At 65.4% G+C, this 22,191-nt stretch carries 17 protein-coding genes and 1 tRNA gene; 8 read left to right on the plus strand and 10 right to left on the minus strand.

The genetic code is table 11. From position 1 onward, the window contains the following. The first annotated feature begins 9 nt into the window (after positions 1 to 9). Genes ASE39_RS15640 through ASE39_RS15650 form a run of 3 tightly spaced genes read left to right on the plus strand, consistent with a single transcriptional unit; the run spans position 10 to position 4,339 of the window. The gene (locus ASE39_RS15640; protein WP_242421462.1) at positions 10 to 1,119 is read left to right on the plus strand and encodes an ABC transporter substrate-binding protein; all 1,110 of its coding nucleotides are present in this window, start codon (positions 10 to 12) and stop codon (positions 1,117 to 1,119) included. Beyond that, complete coding sequence (locus ASE39_RS15645; RefSeq protein ID WP_057224148.1) at positions 1,116 to 2,804, plus strand: methyl-accepting chemotaxis protein; 1,689 nt, start codon at positions 1,116 to 1,118, stop codon at positions 2,802 to 2,804. The genes ASE39_RS15640 and ASE39_RS15645 overlap by 4 nt, the downstream gene beginning before the upstream one ends. 44 nt (positions 2,805 to 2,848) lie before the next feature. Continuing rightward, complete coding sequence (locus ASE39_RS15650; RefSeq protein WP_057271745.1) at positions 2,849 to 4,339, plus strand: NAD-dependent succinate-semialdehyde dehydrogenase; 1,491 nt, start codon at positions 2,849 to 2,851, stop codon at positions 4,337 to 4,339. Between the two features lie 100 nt (positions 4,340 to 4,439). Here the strand turns inward: ASE39_RS15650 and ASE39_RS15655 are convergent, their stop codons facing one another. The 3 genes from ASE39_RS15655 to ASE39_RS15665 form a co-directional block, all read right to left on the minus strand. Continuing rightward, positions 4,440 to 5,636, minus strand: coding sequence for a YeeE/YedE family protein (locus ASE39_RS15655; protein WP_057271746.1), 1,197 nt, complete (start codon positions 5,634 to 5,636; stop codon positions 4,440 to 4,442). Positions 5,637 to 5,760: 124 nt separating this feature from the next. Beyond that, complete coding sequence (locus ASE39_RS15660; RefSeq protein WP_199864293.1) at positions 5,761 to 6,651, minus strand: sulfurtransferase; 891 nt, start codon at positions 6,649 to 6,651, stop codon at positions 5,761 to 5,763. A 302-nt stretch (positions 6,652 to 6,953) separates the two neighbouring features. Further along, positions 6,954 to 7,027: transfer RNA gene (locus ASE39_RS15665), tRNA-Gly, on the minus strand. A gap of 235 nt (positions 7,028 to 7,262) precedes the next feature. Here ASE39_RS15665 and ASE39_RS15670 point away from each other — a divergent pair. Then, the gene (locus ASE39_RS15670) at positions 7,263 to 7,625 is read left to right on the plus strand and encodes a hypothetical protein (RefSeq protein WP_010458595.1); all 363 of its coding nucleotides are present in this window, start codon (positions 7,263 to 7,265) and stop codon (positions 7,623 to 7,625) included. 54 nt (positions 7,626 to 7,679) lie between these two features. Here ASE39_RS15670 and ASE39_RS15675 read toward each other — a convergent pair whose 3' ends face one another. Next, on the minus strand, positions 7,680 to 9,722 hold the full coding sequence (locus ASE39_RS15675) for a Cache 3/Cache 2 fusion domain-containing protein (protein WP_242421464.1): 2,043 nt from the start codon (positions 9,720 to 9,722) through the stop codon (positions 7,680 to 7,682). 140 nt (positions 9,723 to 9,862) lie between these two features. Further along, on the minus strand, positions 9,863 to 10,780 hold the full coding sequence (locus ASE39_RS15680; RefSeq protein ID WP_057271748.1) for a pseudouridine synthase: 918 nt from the start codon (positions 10,778 to 10,780) through the stop codon (positions 9,863 to 9,865). A gap of 314 nt (positions 10,781 to 11,094) precedes the next feature. On the opposite strand from ASE39_RS15680, the gene ASE39_RS15685 reads away from it, so the two are divergent. Continuing rightward, positions 11,095 to 13,251, plus strand: coding sequence for an AsmA family protein (locus tag ASE39_RS15685; RefSeq protein WP_057271856.1), 2,157 nt, complete (start codon positions 11,095 to 11,097; stop codon positions 13,249 to 13,251). Between the two features lie 43 nt (positions 13,252 to 13,294). Beyond that, entirely contained in the window at positions 13,295 to 13,810 is a 516-nt protein-coding gene (locus tag ASE39_RS15690) for a M23 family metallopeptidase (RefSeq protein ID WP_057271749.1), read from the plus strand. 99 nt (positions 13,811 to 13,909) lie between these two features. Here the strand turns inward: ASE39_RS15690 and ASE39_RS15695 are convergent, their stop codons facing one another. The 3 genes from ASE39_RS15695 to imuA all read right to left on the minus strand — a co-directional run bounded on the left by ASE39_RS15695 (position 13,910) and on the right by imuA (position 19,692). Further along, positions 13,910 to 17,218, minus strand: a complete 3,309-nt coding sequence (locus tag ASE39_RS15695; protein WP_057271750.1) for an error-prone DNA polymerase — start codon at positions 17,216 to 17,218, stop codon at positions 13,910 to 13,912. Positions 17,219 to 17,282: 64 nt separating this feature from the next. Continuing rightward, positions 17,283 to 18,830: a hypothetical protein gene (locus ASE39_RS15700; protein WP_057271751.1), complete on the minus strand. Its 1,548-nt coding sequence runs from the start codon at positions 18,828 to 18,830 to the stop codon at positions 17,283 to 17,285. Next, positions 18,793 to 19,692 (minus strand): translesion DNA synthesis-associated protein ImuA, encoded by a 900-nt coding sequence (gene imuA, locus ASE39_RS27300; protein ID WP_140426801.1) that lies wholly within the window; start codon positions 19,690 to 19,692, stop codon positions 18,793 to 18,795. Before imuA ends, ASE39_RS15700 begins: the two co-directional genes overlap by 38 nt. Before the next feature lie 191 nt (positions 19,693 to 19,883). Between imuA and ASE39_RS15710 the strand changes: the two genes are divergently transcribed. Then, positions 19,884 to 20,489, plus strand: a complete 606-nt coding sequence (locus ASE39_RS15710; RefSeq protein ID WP_057271752.1) for an IPTL-CTERM sorting domain-containing protein — start codon at positions 19,884 to 19,886, stop codon at positions 20,487 to 20,489. 9 nt (positions 20,490 to 20,498) lie between these two features. On the opposite strand, the gene ASE39_RS15715 is transcribed toward ASE39_RS15710, so the two are convergent. After that, positions 20,499 to 21,809: an HD domain-containing phosphohydrolase gene (locus ASE39_RS15715; protein WP_057271753.1), complete on the minus strand. Its 1,311-nt coding sequence runs from the start codon at positions 21,807 to 21,809 to the stop codon at positions 20,499 to 20,501. Here ASE39_RS15715 and ASE39_RS15720 point away from each other — a divergent pair. Continuing rightward, entirely contained in the window at positions 21,808 to 22,005 is a 198-nt protein-coding gene (locus ASE39_RS15720; protein ID WP_010458615.1) for a hypothetical protein, read from the plus strand. The two genes, ASE39_RS15715 and ASE39_RS15720, sit on opposite strands and share 2 nt — an antisense overlap. Here ASE39_RS15720 and ASE39_RS26980 read toward each other — a convergent pair. Beyond that, a partial coding sequence (locus ASE39_RS26980) for a hypothetical protein (protein WP_206779129.1) occupies positions 21,996 to 22,191 on the minus strand: 196 nt, incomplete at its 5' end. The genes ASE39_RS15720 and ASE39_RS26980 overlap by 10 nt on opposite strands.

Consider the following 22,191-nt stretch of genomic DNA (forward strand, 5'->3'; position numbering starts at 1 on the left):
AAAGCTTTTATGAAACACGCCCTTGGGGTGCCGTGTTGCCTGGCCTTGGCCGTAAGCCCCACGCTCGGCCAGACGCTGACGGTGGCCAATTTTGGCGGCGCCAATGCCAAGGCCCAGCAATTGGCCTTCTATGCCCCTTTTGAAGCCACCCCCAACGCCAAGGGTGCCAAGGTGCGGGGCGTTGAATACACGGGCGACCTGGCCCAGGTGGGCGCCATGGTCCAGCGCGGCAAGCCTGAATGGGATGTGGTGGAGGTGGAATCCGCCGACCTGGCAAATGGCTGCGCCGCAGGACACTTCGAGCGCATTGACCGCACGAGCGTGCCCCACGCCAGCATGCTGCTACCCGGCACGGTGCAAGACTGCGGACTTGGGGCCTTCGTGTGGTCTACCGTGCTGGCCTTCGACAGCCAGCGTTTTGGCAAGGAAGTGCCCAAGAGCTGGGCCGACTTCTGGGACACCAAACGCTTCCCCGGCAAACGCGGCATGCGCAAAGGCCTGCGCTACAACCTGGAGATCGCACTGCTGGCCGACGGCGTGCACCGCCGCGATGTCTACGCCCAACTGAACAGTGAAGCCGGCGTGGCACGCGCGCTCAAGAAGCTGGAACAACTCAAGCCCCACATCGTGTGGTGGGAGTCGGGTGCACAAGGGCCGCAGAACCTGCTCGACGGCACGGTAAGCATGACAACGGCCTTCAACGGGCGCGTGGCTGCAGCCAATGCAGCCACCCAGTCCTTGCGCCTGTCCATCGTCTGGATGGATGCGATCTACGAGATGGACTACTGGGCCATCGTGCGGGGCACGCCACGGCAGGCGATGGCGCTGGACTTCATTCGCTTTGCCACGTCGGAAGCCGCACAACTCGCTTTTTCGCAGGAAATTCCCTACGGCCCCACCCACATGGGTGCCATCCTGCGCTATGAAGAAAATCGCCCCCGGTCTGCAGAACCGGCAGGAGGTGGCTCATCGCACACACCGTTGGTCGACCTGTCGATGGCCCCCAGCGATCTGCCCTCCGCCCCCGCGAACCTGCGCAGGTCCCTGGCCTTTGACGCCGGTTTCTGGCGCACGCAGGGCGCTTCGGTAGAGCGCCGCTGGGCAGCAGGCGCGCCATGATCCGAAAAACACTACAGGCGGTCAGCGCCATGAAGGTCTGGGTGCGCCTGATGTGCACACTGGGCTTGCTGCTGGCCCTGCTGGCGGGCGTAGGCCTTGTGGCGGCGCAGCGCATCCTGGTGCTCCATGAAACGCTGGACCACTACACACGCAACACCACGCCATCGTTGCAGGCCGTCAAGTCCTGGCAGGAGAAGCTGGCCGCCATCCGGATCCTGCAGGCACAGCACCTCATGACCGTCTCCGCCGCCGAGATGGACCTTCTGGAAAAGGGCATTGACGAAGCCCATGCCCAGCTGCGCAGCAGCCTCGCCGAACATGAACAGCGCCTGACGGGCGAGGAAGACCGGGCCTTGTGGATGGCGGTGGCCGACGTGACGCAAACGGCCATGGCCTACTGGGACAAGCTGCGCGCCGTATCGCGGGAGTCGCTCTCCGACCCCACCCGGGCAGAAGAAGCGCGGCGCCTGTTCACCGGCCGGTCGCAGCGCTTGTTTGCGGCCAGTGCAGCGGCGGTGGAACAGCAATGGCAGTTCACCACCGACGCGGCGAATGCGCTGGCCGCCAAAGGTCGGGCTACCTATGTGTTCTCCATGGCCCTGCTCGCGGGCAGCTGCACTTTGGCGCTGCTGCTGGGCACAGGCCTGGCCGCGATGGTCATCCGCTCCATCACGCGGCAATTGGGGGGCGAGCCGGTCGATGTGGCGCACATGGCGCTGACCATCGCCCAGGGCGACCTGAGCGCAGCACCCCCCGCCGGGTCGGCGCGCGCCCTGCCGGGCAGTGTCATGGCGGCCATGGCCACCATGCGCGGCCGCCTGGCGGCCCTGGTCGGCGATGTGCGCAACAGCAGCGAGAGCATTGCCACCGGCTCGGCAGAGCTGGCCACCGGCAACCTCCACCTGAGCCAACGCACCGAAGAGCAGGCCAGCCACCTGCAGCAAACCGCCGCTGCCGTGTCCGTCTTGACCGATTCGGTGCGGGACAGCACGGTCAAGGCCGAGCAGGCCCATCGCCTCGCAGACGGGGCCTCTGGCGCTGCGGCAGACAGCGGACACGCTGTGCAGCAGATGGTGTCCACCATGGAAGGCATCTCCACGTCGTCCAAGACCATCAGCGACATCACGGCAGTGATTGACGGTATTGCGTTCCAGACCAACATCCTCGCGCTCAACGCTGCCGTGGAAGCCGCGCGCGCTGGCGAGCAAGGCCGGGGCTTTGCCGTGGTAGCCACCGAAGTGCGCTCGCTGGCCCAGCGCAGTGCCGAGGCAGCCCGAGAGATCAAGCGGCTCATTCACCACAACGTGGACAAGGTGGCGCAGGGCCACCAGCATGTGCAGCAGGCAGGGGCTTCGGTGCGCGCCATCGTCTCGCAGGTGCAGGAGATCAGCGCCATGATCGGCGACATGCACCACGCCATGGCGCGCCAGTACGAAGGCATCCGCGAGATCAGCGGCACCATGGCACGGCTGGACGAAACCACCTTGCAAAACGCGGCCCTGGCGGAACAAGGCACAGCCGCCACCCAGAGCCTGCAAGGCCAGGCGGCACGTCTGGCCGAGCTGGTCAGCATCTTTCAGCTGCCTCAGGGCCCTGCAACGCAGGCGACACCCGCCCGCACCGCCCGTGATAGCCTGCCCGTCGCCCCGCATCCACGCACCGCACTGCCCGCACTTTGGCGCTGACAGCGCCCTCTTTTTGCCGTTATTTCACCTGCATCCGGAGACCCATGGACATGAAGACTTCCCCCCTCGCACTGCTCAACGACCCCACGCTGCTCAAGACCGACGGCCTCATCCATGGCCAGTGGTTGGCAGGCAGCAGCCGCTTTGACGTGAACGACCCGGCCACAGGCCTCAAGCTGGCCGATGTGGCCAACCTGGGCCCCGCCGACGCCGAGGCCGCGATTGCCGCAGCCAATGCGGCCTGGGGCCCCTGGAAGACCAAGACCGCCAAGGAGCGCAGCATCATCCTGCGCAAATGGTTCGACCTGCTGATGGCGAACCAGGACGACCTGGGCCGCATCATGACGGCCGAACAAGGCAAGCCCCTGGCTGAAGCCAAGGGCGAGGTGGCCTACGGTGCGAGTTTTGTGGAATGGTTTGCCGAAGAGGCCAAGCGCGTGAACGGCGAGGTGTTGCCCCAGTTCGACAACAGCCGCCGCCTGATGGTGCTCAAACAACCCATTGGCGTATGTGCCGCCATCACACCGTGGAACTTCCCGCTGGCCATGATCACCCGCAAGGTGGCCCCTGCCCTGGCTGCGGGCTGCACCGTGGTCATCAAGCCCGCCGAGTTGACACCGCTCACCGCCCTGGCCGCCGCAGAGCTGGCCCTGCGTGCGGGCATCCCTGCCGGCGTGTTCAACATCCTGCCCGCGGACAGCGACAACTCGATCGCCATCGGCAAGGTGCTGTGCGCGAGCGACGTGGTGCGCCACATCAGCTTCACCGGCAGCACCGAAGTGGGCCGCATCCTGATGGCGCAGTCCGCCCCCACGGTCAAGAAAATGTCGCTGGAGCTGGGCGGCAACGCGCCCTTTCTGGTGTTCGACGACGCGGACATCGACAGCGCCGTGGAAGGCGCCTTTGCCAGCAAGTACCGCAACGCGGGCCAGACCTGCGTGTGCACCAACCGTTTTTATGTCCAGGAAGGCGTGTACGACGAGTTCGTGGCCAAGTTCGCCGCCAAGGTGAAAACCGCCAAGGTGGGCAATGGCTTTGAAGCCGGCGTGAACCAGGGCCCGCTGATCGAAGAAGCCGCGCTGGCGAAAGTTCAGCGCCATGTGGACGATGCGCTGGCCAAGGGTGGCCAGGTGGTGGCTGGCGGCCAGCGCCTGAAAACGCTGGGCTCGGGCCAGTTCTTCGAGCCCACGGTGGTGGCCAACGCCACGGCCGACATGCTGTGCGCGCGCGAGGAGACCTTTGGCCCCTTTGCGCCGGTCTTCAAGTTCAAGACCGAGCAGGAAGCCATCGACGCGGCCAACAACACCGAGTTCGGCCTGGCCAGCTACTTCTACAGCCGCGACGTGGGCCGCATCTTCCGCGTAACCGAGGCGCTGGAATACGGCATGGTCGGCGCCAACGTGGGCATCCTGGCCACCGAGCATGTGCCCTTTGGTGGCGTCAAGCAGTCGGGCCTGGGCCGCGAGGGCTCGCACTACGGCATGGACGACTACGTGGAGATCAAGTACCTGTGCCTGGGCGACATTCAGAAGTGACCGGCGCCCGGGCGACTTCCCGTTGATATGCTTTTGATAGCTGCTAGCGCTTTATGGATAAGCGCTAGCGGCCAAAAACGCTTCAAAATATTCAGCCTCGTCAGCGACGCAGCACCGCCTTCACACGCAGGCCTGCCCACACTGCGAAGAACACCGCCGCCCCAAACACCCACCCCGACAGCGCCCCAGCCATGCCGCCGGACAACAGCGTGCCAATGGTGCAGCCCAGCCCTGTCATCGCACCCCAGCCCAGCAACACGCCGCCCGACAGGCCGCGCACGGCGTCGCGCCAGGTGGGCCAGCGCGGCGCACACTGGCGGCTGGCCAGGGCGGCTACAAACGCCCCCGTCACCAGCCCCGCCAGCAGCAAGGCATTGGGGGTGAACCAGGTGGACTGCGGCGCGGTGGCGCAGCCTGCAAAACCGTCGAGCCCATCGAGCCGATCAGGAATCCAACCCTGCCCCTGCGCCCACTGGCGGGCCGCACTGCCCAGCGTGGCCGTCACGCCCAATGGCCGCATCCGCACAATCGCGAAGGCACCAATCAGCCCCACGGCCAGCCCTCCAACCCAGTAGTGCCAGCGCCCGGTCCACAGGTTGCGCCACACGGTGCCTAACCCGGGCACGGCAGGCCCGATACCCGGTGCCGACGTGATGGCGGCGTCCCGTGCAAAGCCACGCCACAGCCAGGCAGCCACCAGGGCCAACCCGCCAAGTTGCACCAGCAAGGCACCGCCATACCCCAGATGGGCGGGCAACCAGACCACGGGCGCATCGACAACGCCCAGGCTGTACAAGGGGTTCCAGGTCTTGAAACCCAGGATGAAGCCCAGCGCCGACCCGACAAGCGCAAACGGCGACACCGTTGACCCCTCGGCCAGTCGGTACCAGTGCGCGCTGATGCACGAGCCCGACACCACCATGCCCGCACCAAACGACAGCCCAGCCGCTACCAGCACCCAGCTCACGGGGCCGATGTGCATGTCAGGCGGCAGCTTGCCCGGCTGGGGCACCGGCAGCCAGCTGCCCAGCACCACGGTATAGCCCACCACCCCCACCGCCAGCGCCAGCACAATCGCCAGCAGCCCGCGCGGGTTGCGGTCTTCCAACCAGTCGCGCGCATGGCAGTAAAAGCAAAAGCGCGAGCGCTGCAGCACCAGCCCCAACACCGCTCCCGTGACCAGCGCAAAAACGAGCGTGCGCCCACCGGGCAGGCCCCGCAGAGCCTGGGCCGCCCAAACCAATACCGCCAGCAGCGCCAAGCTTCCTGCGTGAGAGAAATTGATCTTGTATGTCATTGCACCTCACCCATAAAAAAGCCCGCACAAGGCGGGCTGTAAAGGAGACCCCCTACCAAAAATCAAAAACTCTCTTTGTTCTGCATTGCACCTTCTTCCCAAAAGGTTCTGTCGGTCAACCCATTCACTTCGCAGCCCAGATGGTGCCCGCCGGGTTGGTAATGGGCACGCCCACCGAGTTGCCGTATTCCGTCCACGAGCCGTCGTAGTTCTTCACGCTGTAGCCCAGGATCTTGGACAGCGCAAACCAGGTGTGGCTGGAGCGCTCGCCGATGCGGCAGTAGGTGATGATGGGCTTGCTGCCGTCCAGGCCTGCGCTGGCGTAGAGCTTTTTGAGGTCTTCAGCCGACTTGAAGGTGCCGTCTTCCTTCACTGCCTGGCCCCAGGGCACGTTGGCCGCGCCGGGGATGTGGCCGGCGCGGATACTCAGCTCGGGCACACCCGCCGGGGCAAAAATCTTGCCGGAGTATTCGTCGGCCGAGCGGATGTCCACCAGCTTCGCCTTGCTTTTGCCTTCGGCGGCTGCCAGTGCGTCCGACAGGCGGGCGCGCAGGTCGGTATTCACCTTGGTCACCTTGTAGCTGGTGGCTGCCACATCCGGTACGCGGTTGTTCAGCGGCTGGTTCTCCGCCTCCCACTTCTTGCGGCCGCCGTCGAGCAGCTTCACGTTCTTGACACCATAGATGTCAAACACCCACGCTCCCCACGCGGCAAACCAGTTGTTGGTGTCGCCGTACAGCACCACGGTGGTGTCTTGCGATACGCCCGCCTTGGACAACAGCGCCTCAAAGGCCTCCTTGCCCACGATGTCGCGGCGCACGCGGTCGTTCAAATCCTGGTGCCACGAGAAGTTGACCGCACCCGGCACATGGCCGCGCTCATAAAGGCCAGGGTTCACGCTCACTTCGACGATGCGCACCTGCTGGTTATCGAGGTTCTGTGCCAGCCACTCGGTGGAGACCAGGGGTCCTGCGGGAATGGGGGTGGCGGCAAATACCGCACTGCAGACCAGCATGGCGCTGCCCAGCGCGGAGGCGCGGAGCCACGTGCACGCCGTTTGCGCAAAAGTGGTTGTGGATGGTGCGGTGAGCATCGTCTTCCTTTCCGTGTCGTTGAAATGCCAGGGCTTGCGGCACCCGGTACACGGAATTTAGAAGGGCCCAGTCCTTGGCCCAACCAAACAAAACGACTATGAATATGCGGAATCAACGCTTGCTGGCGGAGCGCCACACGAGGACAGGTAACCCGCGCAATACACGCAGCGCGAAGAGATAAAGCCGGAGGGGAGTTGGGAAAAGCTGGTCAGCCTGGGAGGGCTGGAGCGGGTGAAGGGAATCGAACCCTCGTATGAAGCTTGGGAAGCTGCCGTTCTACCATTGAACTACACCCGCCTTCTGTAACCCGTTGATTGACAACGGTATTTCAGTCTGGCCATTGAAGACATCCGGTGGGCCTGCGCCGCTTCAGAGTTTCAACTGCAGCCGTATTGTAGCCACGCGGCGCATGCCCGGACCGGGCTTGACCGAAGGTCTGCGGCCCCGGGTTTCCACTGGCATCGGCAGGCATCAGACCGGAGGCAGCACAATGGAGCCCTTCACAACTCTCAGCGAAAGAAGGAAAGACCCCATGCAACTGAGCGACGACCGCACGCAGGCCACCCTGGCAATCAACAAAACGCTCACAGCGCCGGAGATCGAAAATCTGATTCGTGAGCTGGCCATGTTGCGCTCGCAGATGACGCCCGAAGTCACCCCGGCCCCCCAAGACAGCAGTGGGAGCGGAGTCCCGGTGATGTCGCAGGACAACCCGGCTCTCGCCATCCAGTACCCGCTGGAGGATGCCCATGTCACCGTGTACCTGCGCAGCATTGGCTTGGGCTGGACCGCCTGGCGGCTGCACCCCGATACCCAGCGGGCGCTGGCCGAATTCTTCAATTCGCGGCTTCCGAAAAGCGCTCCTGCAAAGGGCAAGCCCATTCCGTTTCGCTGATCCTGCCGTGGCAAAGCCGCCCGCAGCCCGCGGGCGTTTGGCCTTCTAGGCCATTCAGCCGGAAATTGCCCGGTTGCGGGAGGCCCCACCCGCCAGGGCTGGCAAACCGGTGTTGGCACCAGCCCCCCCCAGGTTGAACTGCGCAATCGCAGACACCATCTGGTGCGCCTGCGTCTGCAGGCTGCTGGCCGCAGCGGCCATTTCTTCCACCAACGCGGCATTCTGCTGCGTGGTCTGGTCCAGTTGCGTCACCGCTTCTCCCACCTGGCCCACACCAGCGGTCTGCTCGCTGCTGGCGGCGCTGATTTCGGAAACCATGTCGGCCACGCGCTGGATAGAGCTGACAACCTCCTGCATCGTGGTGCCCGCCTGATCGGCCAGCACCGAGCCCTGCTGCACCATGGCGTTGCTGGCACCGATCAGTTCCTTGATGGCCTTGGCTTCTGCGGCCGTGCGCTGGGCCAGGTTGCGCACTTCGGCAGCCACCACGGCAAAACCCCGCCCCTGCTCGCCCGCACGCGCGGCTTCGACTGCCGCATTGAGTGCCAGGATGTTGGTCTGAAAGGCAATGCCATCAATCACACCGATGATGTCGGCAATCTTCTGGCTGCTGGTGTTGATGTTCTGCATGGTGCTGACCACTTTGGACACCACGTCACCGCCCTGGGCGGCCACTCGGCTGGCACCCACGGCCAGCTGGTTGGCCTGGCTGGCGCTGTCGGCGTTGTGGCGGATGGTGGCACCCAGCTGCTCCATGCTGGCCGCCGTTTCCTCCAGCGAGCTGGCCTGGCTTTCGGTGCGGCCCGACAGGTCCTGGTTGCCCTGCGCGATTTCAGTGCTGGCGGCGGACACACTTTCCGCGCTGGTGCGCACGGTGCTCAGGCTATCGACCAAGCGAACGCGAAAGCCCTCCATGGCCTGGGCCAGGCTGCCGATTTCGTCACGGGATTTCAGGGACACGGCGTGCGTGAGGTCGCCCTGCGCCAGGTAACCCAGCGCCGTGCTCAGTTGTTGCACGGGTGCCCCCACCAGGCGGCGTGTGGCCACCACGAGCACCACGGCGAGCAATACCAAGGCCACCAACACCCCCAGCCACAACCAGGTCAGCACACTGCGGGCTTCGCCCATCATTTCAGACTGCGGCGCCTCGGCCACGATGGCCCAACTCCAAGGCTTGTAGCGCTGCACCGCCACAAAACGCGTGGCATTGTCGCCATCGCCGCTGCGGCGTGGCGACCAGGCCGATTCAAAATCCCCGCTTTGCTCCACGCCCGTCAGCGACGCCAGCCAGGCTTTGGCATCGTCCACTTTCTCATCGATCTTGAGTGCCGCATTGGCGCCCGGCAGCCCGAAAACACTGCCCCGTGCAGGGCCGGAGGAAATGTTGACCGCGTAGACAGCGCCTGTGGCAAATAGTTTTTGCCCCGCCATCACGGTGTTGAGCTTGCCCAGGATGGGGGCGATGTCCGAACCAATGAACAGGATGCCGATGGTCCGGTTGCCCTCGCGAATGGGCTCGTACACCGTCATGTACTCACGGCCGAACAGGTTGGCGCGGCCGATGAAGGTTTTGCCTTCGTTCATCAACTCATAGGCAGGGTGTTTGCGGTCGAGCAGGGTCTTGTAGGCACGGTCGCCGTCCTGCTTCTTGAGCGAGGTGGTCACGCGGATGAAGTCGTCGCCCGAACGCGCGAAGATGGTGGCTACCGCGCCCATGCTGTCTTTGGAAAACCGGTCTACCACCTCGAAGTTGCCGTTGACCGAAGCACCCTGAAACGCCAGCGTCGCCTCAGGCTTGCCGTCGGCCCCGGGTACCTCGCTCAGCGAGAAATTACCCGGAAAGTTGGCCTTGAACAGCGTGAAATCCCGCTTGGCCTGCTCTTGTGCGGTTTCATCGAACATCTGCACCAGCGTGCGCAGCTGGGCCGCGTATTGCTGCGCATCACCACGCGCAAGGTGCCCAAAGTTCTGCCAGAGCAAGGCGCTGACGATGCCCATCGTGATGATGAGCACCAGAAGAAGGCTGAGCAGTGCCGTCAGCGAAAGCTTGAACGCGACCGAGCGATGGGGTGTGGTGGGGTTCACTGTTGTTTTCATTTTTCAGCTCCCAGGCCCTCTGCCCAGAATGGGTAACCAAGTTACCTTATCTGTGTTCAAAACCAAAATTCCACCCAATGCCCTGCCCGTGCAAGGGACTCCCGGAATGGACGGGTATGCGCCAACAGCGGTGATGTGGCCTAAGCCGGCAAATCGAGCCGCTGCGCGCTCTCAAACGCGCGGGGGTCGCGCGTGACAGGGTCCACGAACTCCAGCGACCGCGCCAAAAGCTGCAGCGGCCGCGAATAATCTCCTTCAGGCGGATCGTTCACGACCGGATAGAACGGGTCGTTGCGCAGCGGCAGCCCCAGGGCCGCCATATGCACGCGCAACTGGTGGCGCTTGCCCGTGACGGGCGACAGGCGATAACGCGCCCAATCGCCTGCCCTGGCCACCTGCAGCACGTGCATCTGCGTGTGGCTGTTGGGTTCGCCAGGTACTTCCTGCATGCGGAAGAACTGCGGGCTTTCCTCCAAACGGCTGAGGTGCTCGCGCGGAAACACAAGGTCTTCGCGCCAGGGCGCAATCGCGTCGTAATGTTTGGTGATCTGGCGGTCGCGGAATAGGGCCTGGTAGGCCCCGCGTGTGCGCTGCTGCACCGACAGCAGCACCAGCCCCGCAGTGTCCCGGTCAATGCGATGCAAGGGCGACAGTTCTGGCAGCCCCAGCTGACGCTTGAGGCGCACCAGCAGTGTGTTGTGCAGATAACGGCCGGACGGTGTTACCGGCATGAAATGGGGCTTGTCGGCCACCACGAGATGCTCGTCCTGGTACAGCACCGTTTCTGCGAACGGCAAGGCGGGTTCGGCAGGCAGGCTGCGGTAGTAATACACCCGCAGGCTGCCTTCAAACGGGCGCCCAGGCGCCACGGGTTCGCCACGTTCGTCCACCACGTCGCCCGCTTCCATGCGTTGCAACCATTCGTCGCGGGTGACCACCGGCAGACGCTGCGCCAGAAAATCCAGCATGCTGCCGTGCCCGTGGGTGGGCAGCACCACGCAGCTGGGCCCCACACCATCGCGCATGGGCGGGGCGTGGGCATGGCGGGGGTTGTGCATATTGCGCGGATTTTAGGGCGCGCTGGCGCGGGTATCGCCCTGTAGGACAAGGGCGGCAGTTGCGGCTGCCCCGCCACATCGCACGCCGATGCGGGCTAGCATGAACCCAAGAGGCCCTGTGCCGCGTGAGACAACGCTGCACCCACGCATTCCCCGTGCAACGAATCGTTCTGCGGAACGCGGCCATAACCCATTCGCCTTTCATGCCATCACCACCTGCCCCGCCTTCTGCCGATCTGCCCAGCGCTGCCGCGACCATCGGCCACACCTTGCCTGCCCCGGGCGTTGGGCAACGTTGCGCACGGTGGGTGCTGATGGCTCTGGGGCTGGTGGCCGTGTTGCTGCTGGTGCTCGGCGCCTTGCTGGCCGTGATCGACTGGAACCGCGCAAAACCCTGGGTCAACGACAAAGTCAGCGAAGCCACGGGCCGGCACTTTGCCATTGAGGGCGACTTGTCGGCAGCGTGGCGCTGGCCCCAACCCCTGGAAGACGGGTGGCACCGATGGATACCCGGCGTGACGGTCAAGGCCGAGCGCCTGGTGATGGATCACCCCGTGGGGTTTGCGCCGCCATTTCAGCGCGCCGATGGTAAAGCGCCTTCCAAGGGCAAAGCGGATCTGCCTGATGCTTCCACCATGGCCCGCATTGGCAGCGCCACTGCCACGGTGCGCCTGCTGCCCCTTCTGGGGCGGCACCTGTCGATCGATACCGTAGCACTCATCGACCCCCAGGTGGCGCTGGCCCGCACGGCCGAAGGCACCAACAACTGGACCTTTGAGCGCAAGGACGGCCCCAGGAGCGGGTGGAGCGTTGATGTAGACCAGCTGGTGGTGCACCAGGGCGTGCTGGCCTATGCCGACGCCGTCAAAGACCTGGACCTGAAGGCGCGTATTGACACGACGGGGCCCGTTGCCCCTGCAAGTGCGGTCGCAAGGGCCCCGGCCAGTGCGGCCGATCAGGCTGCAACACCACCTGCAGTCGCCACCACAGAGGCCGCACCCTATGGCCTGCGCTTTGAACTGCAAGGCCGCTATGCCCAGGCCCGGATCGAGGGACGGGGACGGGCGGGCCAGGTGATCAGCCTGCGCAACAAGGTGGTGAATTACCCGCTGCAGATCGATGCCAGCGCAGGCAGCGTGGCACTCTCGGCTGAGGGGGTGCTGGCCAACCCCGGGGCGCTCTCGGGGCTGGATTTTCAGGTGTTCCTCAAAGGCGGCAGCATGGCCGACCTGTACGACCTGACCGGGCTGGTGCTGCCCAATACCCCGGCGTTCGAAACACGCGGACGGCTGACCGGCAGCCTGGCGCCCGAACGCGCGGTGTGGGAGTACAGCGATTTTCGCGGCAAGGTGGGCCAGAGTGATCTGCAGGGGTCGCTGAAATACACCTCGGGCAAACCACGCCCCCGGCTCACCGGCACCATGACATCCAATCAGCTGCGCCTCGCAGACCTGGGGCCGACGCTGGGCACCCGCCAGTCCGGCAACACGCAACGCACCCGCAGCCAGGGTGGCAAGGTGCTGCCGGATTCGCAATTTGCGGCCGAGCGGTGGAATGCCATGGACATGGACATCGTGTTCAAGGGCCGCCACATCATCCGCCCCGAGAGCCTGCCGCTGCAGGACTTGAGCACGCGCGCTGTGATGGAGAACGCGCAGCTCAGGCTGGCGCCCCTCACGTTTGGCGTGGCAGACGGCAAGATCGAATCGCAGGTCACCATCGATGGACGCACAGCCCCCCTCAAGGCGCAGATACGCGGCACCGTGCAGGGCTTGCAGCTGTCTGCGCTGTTCCCCAAGGTGCAGCTCATGAAGAAGAGCTTGGGCCGGATGGACGGAGCCATCGCCCTGGAGAGCACAGGCAACAGCATGGCCGGGCTGCTGGGCCACGGCACGGGCGAGATGCGCCTGTATGTGCGCGAGGGCACGCTGAGCAAGCAGATGCTGGACCTGGCCGCCCTCAACGTGGGCAGCATCATCGTGGGCAAGCTCTTTGGCGAAAACAAGGAAGTGCACCTGCGCTGCGCGGTGGCGGACTTCACCGTGGTGGACGGCCTGGCCACCACACGCATCGTGAAGATGAGCACCGACGATGCCGTGGTGGAGGCCACGGGCACCATCGACCTGGGGACCGAGGCCCTGGACCTGCGCATCAAGCCCGAGTCATTGCAATGGAAGTTCTTTTCGCTGCGTTCACCCCTGTATGTGAGGGGCACGTTTGGCAACCCGGATGTGGGTGTCGAAGCCGGCCCGCTGCTGCTGCGCGCGGGCGCTGCGGTGGTAGCCGCCGTGGTGGCTCCCGCCGCGCTGGCCCTGGTACCCATCACCGTGCCTGCAGCGGACGACGACACCCATTGCAAGCCGCTGCTGAACCTGGCCCAGCAGCCTGTCAAGCCCGGCGTACAGGGGGCAGCCGGCACGGCCTCGCAGCCCGCACGGCAGGCCGCCAGCAAGACAGACCCTTCGCGCTGATCGGTATCGGCTACAACGTTTGGGGCGCGGAATAATCGCGTTCATGAAAATTGCAAAGATTCTGGGCCTCACCCTGCTGGCGGCGCTCGTGGCGGGCCTGCTGCTTCCGGAGCGTATCCAGATCCCTGTGGCCGGGGCATCGGCGAAGGACTGGCACCCCCAGTCCTTCTGGTTCGAGCCCTGGGGCAGCTCGGGTGTGCACAAGGGCATCGACATCTTTGGCAAGACGGGCACGCCGGTGCTGAGCACCACGGACGGCGTCGTGCTGTTTACAGGGGAGATCGCCAAAGGCGGCAAGGTGGTACTGATCCTCGGGCCGCGCTGGCGGCTGCATTACTTTGCGCACCTGGACTCGATCCGAACCGGGGCCCTGTCCTTCGTGGCGTCTGGTGAGGCGATTGGCACGCTGGGCGCCAGCGGCAACGCGCAGGGCAAACCGCCACACCTGCACTATTCCATCGTGCGCATGCTGCCCGCACCGTGGAAGGTGGATGGCGCAACGCAGGGCTACAAAAAAGCGTTTTTCATCGACCCCCACGCTTATCTGCGCGAGCGGTAGCCGCTGGATTCAGGCCTCTCATCTCAACACCTTGTTTTGCGGCGCTTCGCACTCATCACAAACAACCAGCGTAGCCGCTCAGGGGCCTGCCACTTGCCTTCAATGAAAGTCCCGGCTGCCCTGCAGTGCCTGGGCCATGCGCCCAAGCAGCGGGGTGAGGTCCTTGAAACGCTGGGCCACCAGGTGGCGGACCACCGTCGACGCCGGGTTCTCTGAGGGAGGCGATGGGGTGCGACCCGGGGTGGCCTCCCCCCCCTCCGGCACGCTGCACTGCCACATGCCTTCCACCGCCAGCAGCTGTGAGCGCAGCAGTGCATTGCGCCAAGTGTCCACCAGCGCAGGCCACACGATCACGTTGACGGGGCCCGTCTCGTCTTCCAGCGTGACGAACATCGTGCCTTTGGCGGTGCCGGGGCGCTGGCGCACGGTGACGATGCCGCAGGCGCGCACCTTGCGGCCGTGGGGCACGGTGTTCAACTGCAGGGCAGTCTGCAGGCGCCAGCGGTCCAGGCGCGGGCGCAGCAGGGCCAGCGGGTGGCGGCGCAGGGTGAGACCGGTGGCGGCGTAGTCGAACAGGATTTCCTCCCCCTCGGGCGCGGCTGGCAAGGCCAGCGGCGCTTCGTGCACGGGCACATCGCGCAGCAGCGCGGGTGCGGTGTGCTGCGCGGCAGCGTCCCACATCTGTTGGCGCCGGTGGCCCGAAAGGCTGGCCAAGGCATCGGCAGCGGCCAGGGCCTGCAGGTCTTGCTGGCTCAGGTGGGCACGCAGGGCCAGGTCTTCGGTATTGGCAAAGGCAGGGCCTGCGACGCGGACTTGCACTAGGCGTTTGGCAGCCTCTTCCTGAAGGCTGCCCACCAGCCGCAGGCCGAGGCGCACAGCCGGTTGCGGTAGCAGCGGCGTGGGCAACCCCTTGGCAGGCCGCAGGTATTCAGCCGGGCCTTCCAGCGTGCAATCGTGGTGGCTGCGGATCACGTCGATGGGCAGCACGCGCACGCCGTGGCGTCGTGCGTCCTGCACCAGTTGCGAGGCGGTGTAAAAGCCCATGGGCAGCGAGTTGAGCAACGCGACCAGAAAACACGCGGGCTCGTGGCATTTGAGCCAGCTGCTGGCATAGGCCAGCAATGCAAAGCTGTGGGCGTGGCTTTCAGGAAAGCCGTATTCGCCAAAGCCCAGCATCTGCTGGAAAATGCGGTCGGCAAATTCGGCGGCATAACCATGGGCGACCATGCCGTCTTTCAACGGCTTTTCAAACCGGTGCACGCCCCCTTTGCGCTTCCAGGCCGCCATTGAGCGGCGCAGGTCATCGGCTTGGCCCGGCGTGAAACCGGCGGCATCGATGGAGATCTGCATCACCTGTTCCTGGAAGATAGGCACACCCAGCGTACGTTCGAGTGCGTTGCGCAGCTCCGGGTACTCCAACGGAAAAGGCTCCGTGCTGCCCGCACTGCGCATCTGCCGCTCGACCTCTCGCGCCTTCAGATAAGGATGCACCATGCCACCCTGGATAGGCCCGGGCCGCACGATGGCCACCTCCACCACCAGATCGTAGAACTTGCGGGGCCGCAGGCGCGGCAGCATGCTCATCTGCGCGCGGCTCTCGATCTGGAACACGCCCACAGTGTCGGCGGCGCAGATCATGTCGTAGGTGGCAGGGTCTTCGGGCGGAATGCCCTTGAGGTCCCAGCGCTCACCGCGCAAGGCATCGCGCAGATCCAGGCAGCGGCGCAAGGCACTGAGCATGCCCAGGGCCAGCACATCGACCTTGAGCAAGCCCATGGTGTCCAGGTCATCCTTGTCCCACTGGATGATGGAACGATCCTCCATGCTCGCGGGCTCCACCGGCACCAGGCGCGTGAGCTTGCCCTGCGTGAGCACAAAACCGCCCACATGCTGGCTCAGGTGGCGCGGAAAGCCTTTCAGGTCCGCCGCCAGCTCCAGCCACAGCTGGGCCGTGTGCCGGTGCAGCGGTGCGCCCAGGCTTTCAGCCAGTTCCTGCAGCCGGTCGGTGGCGAACTGTTCGTCAAACCAGTGGTGGTCCTTGGCAAAGGCATCGACCAAGGCCGGCGCCACACCCAGTGCCTTGCCCACATCGCGCAGGGCACTGCGCGTGCGGTAGGTGGTGACCACCGCAGCGATGGCGGCGCGCTCGCGGCCGTATTTTTCGTAGATGTACTGGATGACCTCCTCGCGCCGGTCGTGCTCGAAGTCCACGTCAATGTCGGGCGGCTCTTTGCGCTCCTTGCTGATGAAGCGCTCGAACAGCAGGTTGGTGTTCTCGGGCGGGACGGCCGTGATGCCCAGCATGTAGCAGACCACCGAATTCGCAGCCGAGCCACGGCCCTGGCACAGGATGTTCTGGCTGCGTGCGTAGCGCACGATGTCATGCACCGTGAGGAAGTACATCTCGTACTGGCAGTGTGCGATCAGATCCAGCTCTTTGCGGATCTGCACCCACACCTTCTCTGGCGCGCCTTGCGGGTATTCGCCCTGCACGCCCACATCCACCAGCCAGGCCAGGGCCTGTGCGGGTGTCATGCCGGCGGGCACCGTCTCCAGCGGGTACTGGTACTTGATTTCATCCAGGCGGAAAGTGCAGCGCCCCGCCACCGTGAGCGTGGCGTCCAGTAACTCGGGCGGGTAGATGCCCGCCAGCCGCACGCGCCGGCGCAGGTGGCGCTCGGCATTGGGCTGCAGCGCAAAACCACATTCGCCCACGCTGCAGCCCAGGCGCACGGCGGTGATCACGTCCTGCAGCGGCTTGCGCGAACGGGCGTGCATGTGCACATCACCCGCTGCCACCAGTGGCAAGCCCAGCGCCGCGCCCGCACGCTGCAGCGTGGCCAGCCACAGGCTGTCGTCCGGTGCCAGGTGCAGCTCGACCGCCAGCCAGAGGTGGCCGTCAAAATATGAGTCAAATTGGCCCCTAGCGCTTGATAGACAAGCGCTAATAGCTATCAAATCAGAAGCATCAAAGCCCTGCCGACATGGGGACAGCAACAATTCGCACCCCTTCAAAGCCGCCCATGGGCTGGCCGTGCCCACGTGGTACTGCCCTTTGGGTGCGGCCGCGCGGGCGGCGGTGATGAACTCGCACAGGTTGCCCCAGCCCTCGGCATCCCGCGCCAGCACCACCACCCGCAGATCGCCCCACACAAACTCGCTGCCCACGATGAGGTGCAAGCCGCATTCCAGGGCCGCTTCCCAGGCACGTACCACGCCTGCCACCGAGCATTCGTCCGTCAGCGCCAGGGCCTGGTAGCCCAACGCCAGTGCGCGCTCCACGAGTTCTTGGGGGTGCGATGCCCCCCGCTGGAAGCTGAAGTTGGACAGGCAGTGCAGCTCGGCATAGCCCGGCAGTACGGCTGGGGTCGGCCGCGCAGGCGGGGCCGCCGTGGAACGCCCCGCCAAGGTAGTTGCAGAAGATGCGGAAGATGCAGAGGACGGTATCAGCCCCATAAAAGCTCCGCTGGCATCACCCAAACACCCCATGCAGGAACCAGCGATGGGGCCGCACGGCGGCTGGGGGGCCATCAGACCCGGTTGGCTCCGGCGCCAGCCGCTCGCGGAACACCCACACCAGCCCCGCGACGTCGTTGTGCGCCACAAAGTAGTCGCGCAAGGCCAGCGCCCCCCCACCGGGGGCTGGGCCTGCGCCCTCCTCGGCCGCAGACCACCAGCCAGCCTCAAAGCGGTGGGGCCCGGCGAGCAGGCGCAGCAGGCCATGGTGGCAGGGGCGGTTGCCCTGCACGGCCAGCCGCCGGGGCGGATTCAGCAGCCAGGTGGGCAGCAGCAGGGCATCGGGGGCCGCATCGAGGAGCCTGTCGGAAACGCTGGCGAGGGCATTCCGGGCTGCAGCGTGCTTTGTCACCGCTGCCGTGAGACGCAGCACCTCGGCCGCAGGGCGCCATTGCTGCATGCATTCGGGGCGGTGGTCGGCCTGCAGCACCGGGGCCTGCACATGGTCAGTCCCCAGGCGGGCTGACAGGCGCTCTAGCAGTTGGTGCAAGGCCTCACCCTGAACGCCGGTGGGATCACCCCCGCCAAGATCATCGGGCGGCAGCAGGCTCGCGCTGCGGTGTGGAAGTGGTGCCGCCTCCAGCAGGCGCAGCGTGATCTGGTTGGCTGGCGCGGCCAGCGTGGTGCGCGCCAGGTTCTCAGACAGCAGGCGCCGCAGGTGCCCCATGTCCTGCGTGGCCTGGGCCGTGCGAACCTGCAGCGCTTGCGTGGGGGCGATGGCCACGCCATCGATGCGCCGCAGGTCGTGGCGCCAGGCCAGTTCCAGGCCCAGCACGCCCTGCTGCCGCGCTTGCAGCCAGCCTTGCAGGGCGCAAAGGCAGCGGCTGGTACTCCAGAGCAAGGCATCGGCCGACTCTGCCAGCGCAGGCAGCTCGCCCGTCAGCACAAACTGCTCAGGCAGCTCCACCCAGGCGTGGGCCTCGGGGGCATCCCCCAGGGCCTGGTCCAGCACCCGAAGCACCGCCGCACCAAAACGCCGCGACACCCCGGCGCGCGGCAGCGCCCGCAGTGCCCCCCAGGTGCGGCAGCCCATGCGCTCCAGGCTGGCCACATGCGGGCGCACGGCCGTCAGCGTGTGCAGGGGCAGGCCCAGCGGCCCCTGCGCAGGAAGCGCATGCCCCGCCAAGGCCATCCGCAGCCCGGCGTGCGCCACCAGGGCTGTGGGGCCACTGCCCCAAGCCACTGGCGCGCCAGGCGATTGGGCGCCCGCCACCAACCCTGCTCCTGCAGGCCCACGTTCGACTACGCCCTGGGTAGCTGTGGGGTCCATGCCCCTGGCAGATGCCTCGACCCAGGCCTGCAGCACCTGGGTCAGCAGCACCTCGCGCCCACCCCACAGCCGCTCGGTGGAGGACACCTCCAGCAGCACGGCCTCGGCATCCACCAGTGCCACACGCGGGGTAAAGCGCAAAGCCCACCAGCCTGCCGCGGCAGCTTGCACCGACGCCCCGGATGACAGTGAAGACTCATCGCACAAGGGCCATGGCAGCGCGATCCAGTGCATGCCCCCTCCCCTCTGGCCCTATACCCAGCTCCCCCAGCTCCCCCAGCGCCCCCAGCGCCCCCAGCGCCCCCAGCGCCCCCAGCGGTGGGCGCATGGCTAACACCCCGGGGGCCTTGGCTGCAGCGAAAGTGCTGGCCACCACCTGCGCTGAGCGTCGGCGCTCGGCCTGTGCCGCCAGCACCTGGGCCAACCGGGAATGGCAACCCGGTAGATCCAGCCCCTGCGCCAGGGGCGGCCCCCGGCGCTTGAGGATGTGCACCTGCATACCGGGGAATGTGGATACACCGCCCGGCATGGCCATCCCCAGCACCTGCAGCCGCAGCAAGGCTGGTGAGGCCTGGTGCGCAGCACTGGCAGGGCGAAACACCCACAGCAGTTGCCGTTGCTGTGCTGCTGCCAGTTGCAGCCTGCGCAGGGCTGCGGGCTGCACCTGCGGCAGCCAGGCCATCACGGCCAGCACCTCCCGGCAGCGCAGCGCTTGTTCTGCCGCCCACAGTGCGGTGGCGGCATCGGCCCGCACCACACACAGCCGGTCGGCCGCCAGCCCCTGGGCCTGCAGCGCGGGTCCAAAAGGCTCACAAGGCGGCGCGACCACCACCACCGCACCCGAGCGCCGGGCCGTGGCCTGCACCAGGGCGGGCAGCACCAACTGCCATTCGTGGAGGCCCGCCACGGGCTGCAGCACCTCGTTCAGCGCCCCGACCGGCCAGCCCCCGCCAGGCAACTGCGCATCCAGAGGACCATAGCCCGTGGACTGCGCCGACTGCTGGCCCGCACCCAATGCGTCCGCATGCCAGACACCGGGCACGGCGAATGGCAGATCGGACGCGACAACCCGCAGGGAGTGGCGTGGCGCAGACATGGTGAAGACAAAGAGGAGAACGATTTGAATACTGTAAATATAACCAGTATTTTGAAGCCATGGGGTACCTGGCGAGGAAGACTTTGGGGTGAGAGGCTTTGCACACCGGTGCATCCCCGGCCATATAAATCTGGGCCAATGCACGCCACGCTCCCTACAATGGGCCGGACAAAAAAGAGAGGGTCCGTTGAATGAAAACAATCCAATCGGCAGCATTCGCCCTGTTGCTGCTCCTGTCCGGCAACACGTTCGCAGCCTATACGCTCTACTTTTTTGAAAGCGGTGGCAATGTGGTCGCCAGTGGCAGCGGCAGCATGAATCTGGGGGCCCTCTTGCCTGCGGGCAGCGGGCCTCTGTTCCCCGGAGTCATTGCCTCGGCTGGGTTGGTCTTCACCGGCACGGCAGGTACAGTGGACGCCTACCTGGGGATATCCGGCCCGCCAGCGTTCGGAGGCGGAGGCCCCGTCGGGGCGGATGCAGGATCTGGCAACATGGTGGGCCTGGACAGCACAGGGCCCGGGTTTGTCTTCGCCCCGACAGGCTACGTCTCGGGCTCTGCGCTGACGTCCTCGGCCACCTGGACTGCGACCTCACTCGCCAGTCTGGGACTCACACCGGGCACCTATCTCTGGACCTGGGGCACGGGCCCGACAGCGGATTCATTCACGGTCCACATCGGCATCGCGCCGCCCGCATCCATTCCCACGCTCTCTGAATGGGGGCTGCTGATCCTGGTGGTGCTCATGGCAGGCTGGGCGACGCGCCATCGGTTCTCGCAGCGAAGCCGGGTGGGCTGACCACCCTTTTCAAAGCTTCTGGACGGCCCAATCACACCAATCCGCCACAGCCGCATCCGCAGGCGTGGCGCGGTCTGCCAGCTGTGGCCAGCGGCGATGGCTGGCATTCAGGATGCTTTGCAGTTGCCACAGCGCCTCGCGCCCCACCAGCGCCACTTCGGCCATGCCGATGGCATCACCCTGCAATTGGGCCATGAGCTCGCCCTGCTGCCGGGGATGTGAGCCGGCCTCCAGCAAGGCCTTTTGCAGAGCCAACAGCCGCGCGTCGAGGAATACAAAGGCGCTTCCCGACAGTGCCTTGGCGCTGGTTTCGGGGGGCAGTGCGACCTTGAGCTGGTCCCAGCATTCAAAAGCTTCGGCCAGCAGGTCGATCTGGCGCGAGGCGTCGTTGCCCAGCGGCATGAGGGCGGACTCCCGGGCGACCTCTTCCTGCAGCAGGGGCAGGATGTGCGCCACCAGGGCCGCAGGGAACTTGCGGTGGTTCAGCCGCAGCACCAGCGACAGGCGCTGCGCGGGCATGTCTTCGTATTTTTCGTAGAACGCAGCCACCACCTCGGCCAGCAGCAAGATACGTCCCAGGGCGGAGATATCGGCACCTGCCAGGCCACGCGGGTAACCGCTCCCATCCATGCGCTCGTGATGCTCCAGCACAGCGACCTCAACGGCCTTGGGGTAGACCTGGGTATCGCGAATCATGAGCATGGCGGTGATGGGGTGTGCCACCAGATGCTTGCGCTGTGCACCAACCACCTTGTGGTCGGGATCGATCCAGGCCGGGTCCATGTGCAGCACACCCAGGTCGTGCAGCAAGGCCGCAGCGGCGAGGTTGGCGCAATCACGCTCCGCCAGCCCGCTCTTGATGCCCAGAAACACGGCCACGGCCATCATCTGGAGGCTGTGCTGAAAAAGCTCGGGCCGCTGGTCGCGCATCACGGTGAGCTTGCAGGCCATGGATGAAGGCAAGGGCAGCGAACGCAGCGGCGCCAGCAGCCGGGCTGCAGAACCCAACGCTTCTGCCAGCAGATTGAACAGCACTTCCTGCTCGCTCATGGCCTGCCCTGCCACCAGCAAAGCGGGTACGTCTACGGGATTCTCGATGGACAGATGGCGGTCAATGGGCTCGCGCAGCTTGTGCTGCACCAGGCGGTCGTACAGGCGGCTGTCAATGCGTGCGCCTTTTTCGACCAGCTTGATGCCGTTGTCGGTGTAAATGGCTGCGTCAGCGACCACGGTGCGCTGGTCGGCCATATCGGTCAACGCACGCAAGTAGTGGGGGCTGTCCGCAACGTCGATGCCCGCGGGCACAAGAGGATCTGTCATGCAGGAAACACAAAAGCTTACCTTGGACTATATGACGTTCCCCTTCGAAGCACCCACGAAAAATGCCGGGCACGCATGCAGCCTTGAGCCATATCAAGACCTCGGCAACAGCCCGCTGATCACCCAGGCCAAGGACTCAAAGATCAGGCATTTACCTGTGCTGGTCATTTCCAAAACGATTGAGCACTATTTCTGATAAACGCCCCATTCATCGGATGCAAAAGATGCCCCAGGCCCCGTTTTGCCATTTTTATTTGGGTAAACCCTCAAGATCTCCGAGAAGATTGTTTCCAATACTGGAACAGTTAGTTTGCGACCCGGTGGTTTTTCTTCCGCTTCCACCCGCGTACAGTTCAACCCATCGATGAGCCGAACCCGCAAG

Origin of the sequence: Acidovorax sp. Root267 (assembly GCF_001429215.1) — a bacterium.
GTDB lineage: Bacteria > Pseudomonadota > Gammaproteobacteria > Burkholderiales > Burkholderiaceae_C > Acidovorax > Acidovorax radicis.

Coding starts and splice junctions, on each gene's coding strand:
- ASE39_RS15660 (WP_199864293.1), bottom strand. CDS start 6,651: ATGCTGGTCTGCAGTGCGGTATTTGCCGCCACCCCCATTCCCGCAGGA.
- ASE39_RS15710 (WP_057271752.1), top strand. CDS start 19,884: ATGAAAACAATCCAATCGGCAGCATTCGCCCTGTTGCTGCTCCTGTCC.
- imuA (WP_140426801.1), bottom strand. CDS start 19,692: ATGTCTGCGCCACGCCACTCCCTGCGGGTTGTCGCGTCCGATCTGCCA.
- ASE39_RS15715 (WP_057271753.1), bottom strand. CDS start 21,809: ATGACAGATCCTCTTGTGCCCGCGGGCATCGACGTTGCGGACAGCCCC.
- ASE39_RS15690 (WP_057271749.1), top strand. CDS start 13,295: ATGAAAATTGCAAAGATTCTGGGCCTCACCCTGCTGGCGGCGCTCGTG.
- ASE39_RS15640 (WP_242421462.1), top strand. CDS start 10: ATGAAACACGCCCTTGGGGTGCCGTGTTGCCTGGCCTTGGCCGTAAGC.
- ASE39_RS15720 (WP_010458615.1), top strand. CDS start 21,808: ATGCAGGAAACACAAAAGCTTACCTTGGACTATATGACGTTCCCCTTC.
- ASE39_RS15670 (WP_010458595.1), top strand. CDS start 7,263: ATGCAACTGAGCGACGACCGCACGCAGGCCACCCTGGCAATCAACAAA.
- ASE39_RS15685 (WP_057271856.1), top strand. CDS start 11,095: ATGGCTCTGGGGCTGGTGGCCGTGTTGCTGCTGGTGCTCGGCGCCTTG.
- ASE39_RS15700 (WP_057271751.1), bottom strand. CDS start 18,830: ATGCACTGGATCGCGCTGCCATGGCCCTTGTGCGATGAGTCTTCACTG.
- ASE39_RS15650 (WP_057271745.1), top strand. CDS start 2,849: ATGGACATGAAGACTTCCCCCCTCGCACTGCTCAACGACCCCACGCTG.
- ASE39_RS15645 (WP_057224148.1), top strand. CDS start 1,116: ATGATCCGAAAAACACTACAGGCGGTCAGCGCCATGAAGGTCTGGGTG.
- ASE39_RS15675 (WP_242421464.1), bottom strand. CDS start 9,722: ATGAAAACAACAGTGAACCCCACCACACCCCATCGCTCGGTCGCGTTC.
- ASE39_RS15655 (WP_057271746.1), bottom strand. CDS start 5,636: ATGACATACAAGATCAATTTCTCTCACGCAGGAAGCTTGGCGCTGCTG.
- ASE39_RS15680 (WP_057271748.1), bottom strand. CDS start 10,780: ATGCACAACCCCCGCCATGCCCACGCCCCGCCCATGCGCGATGGTGTG.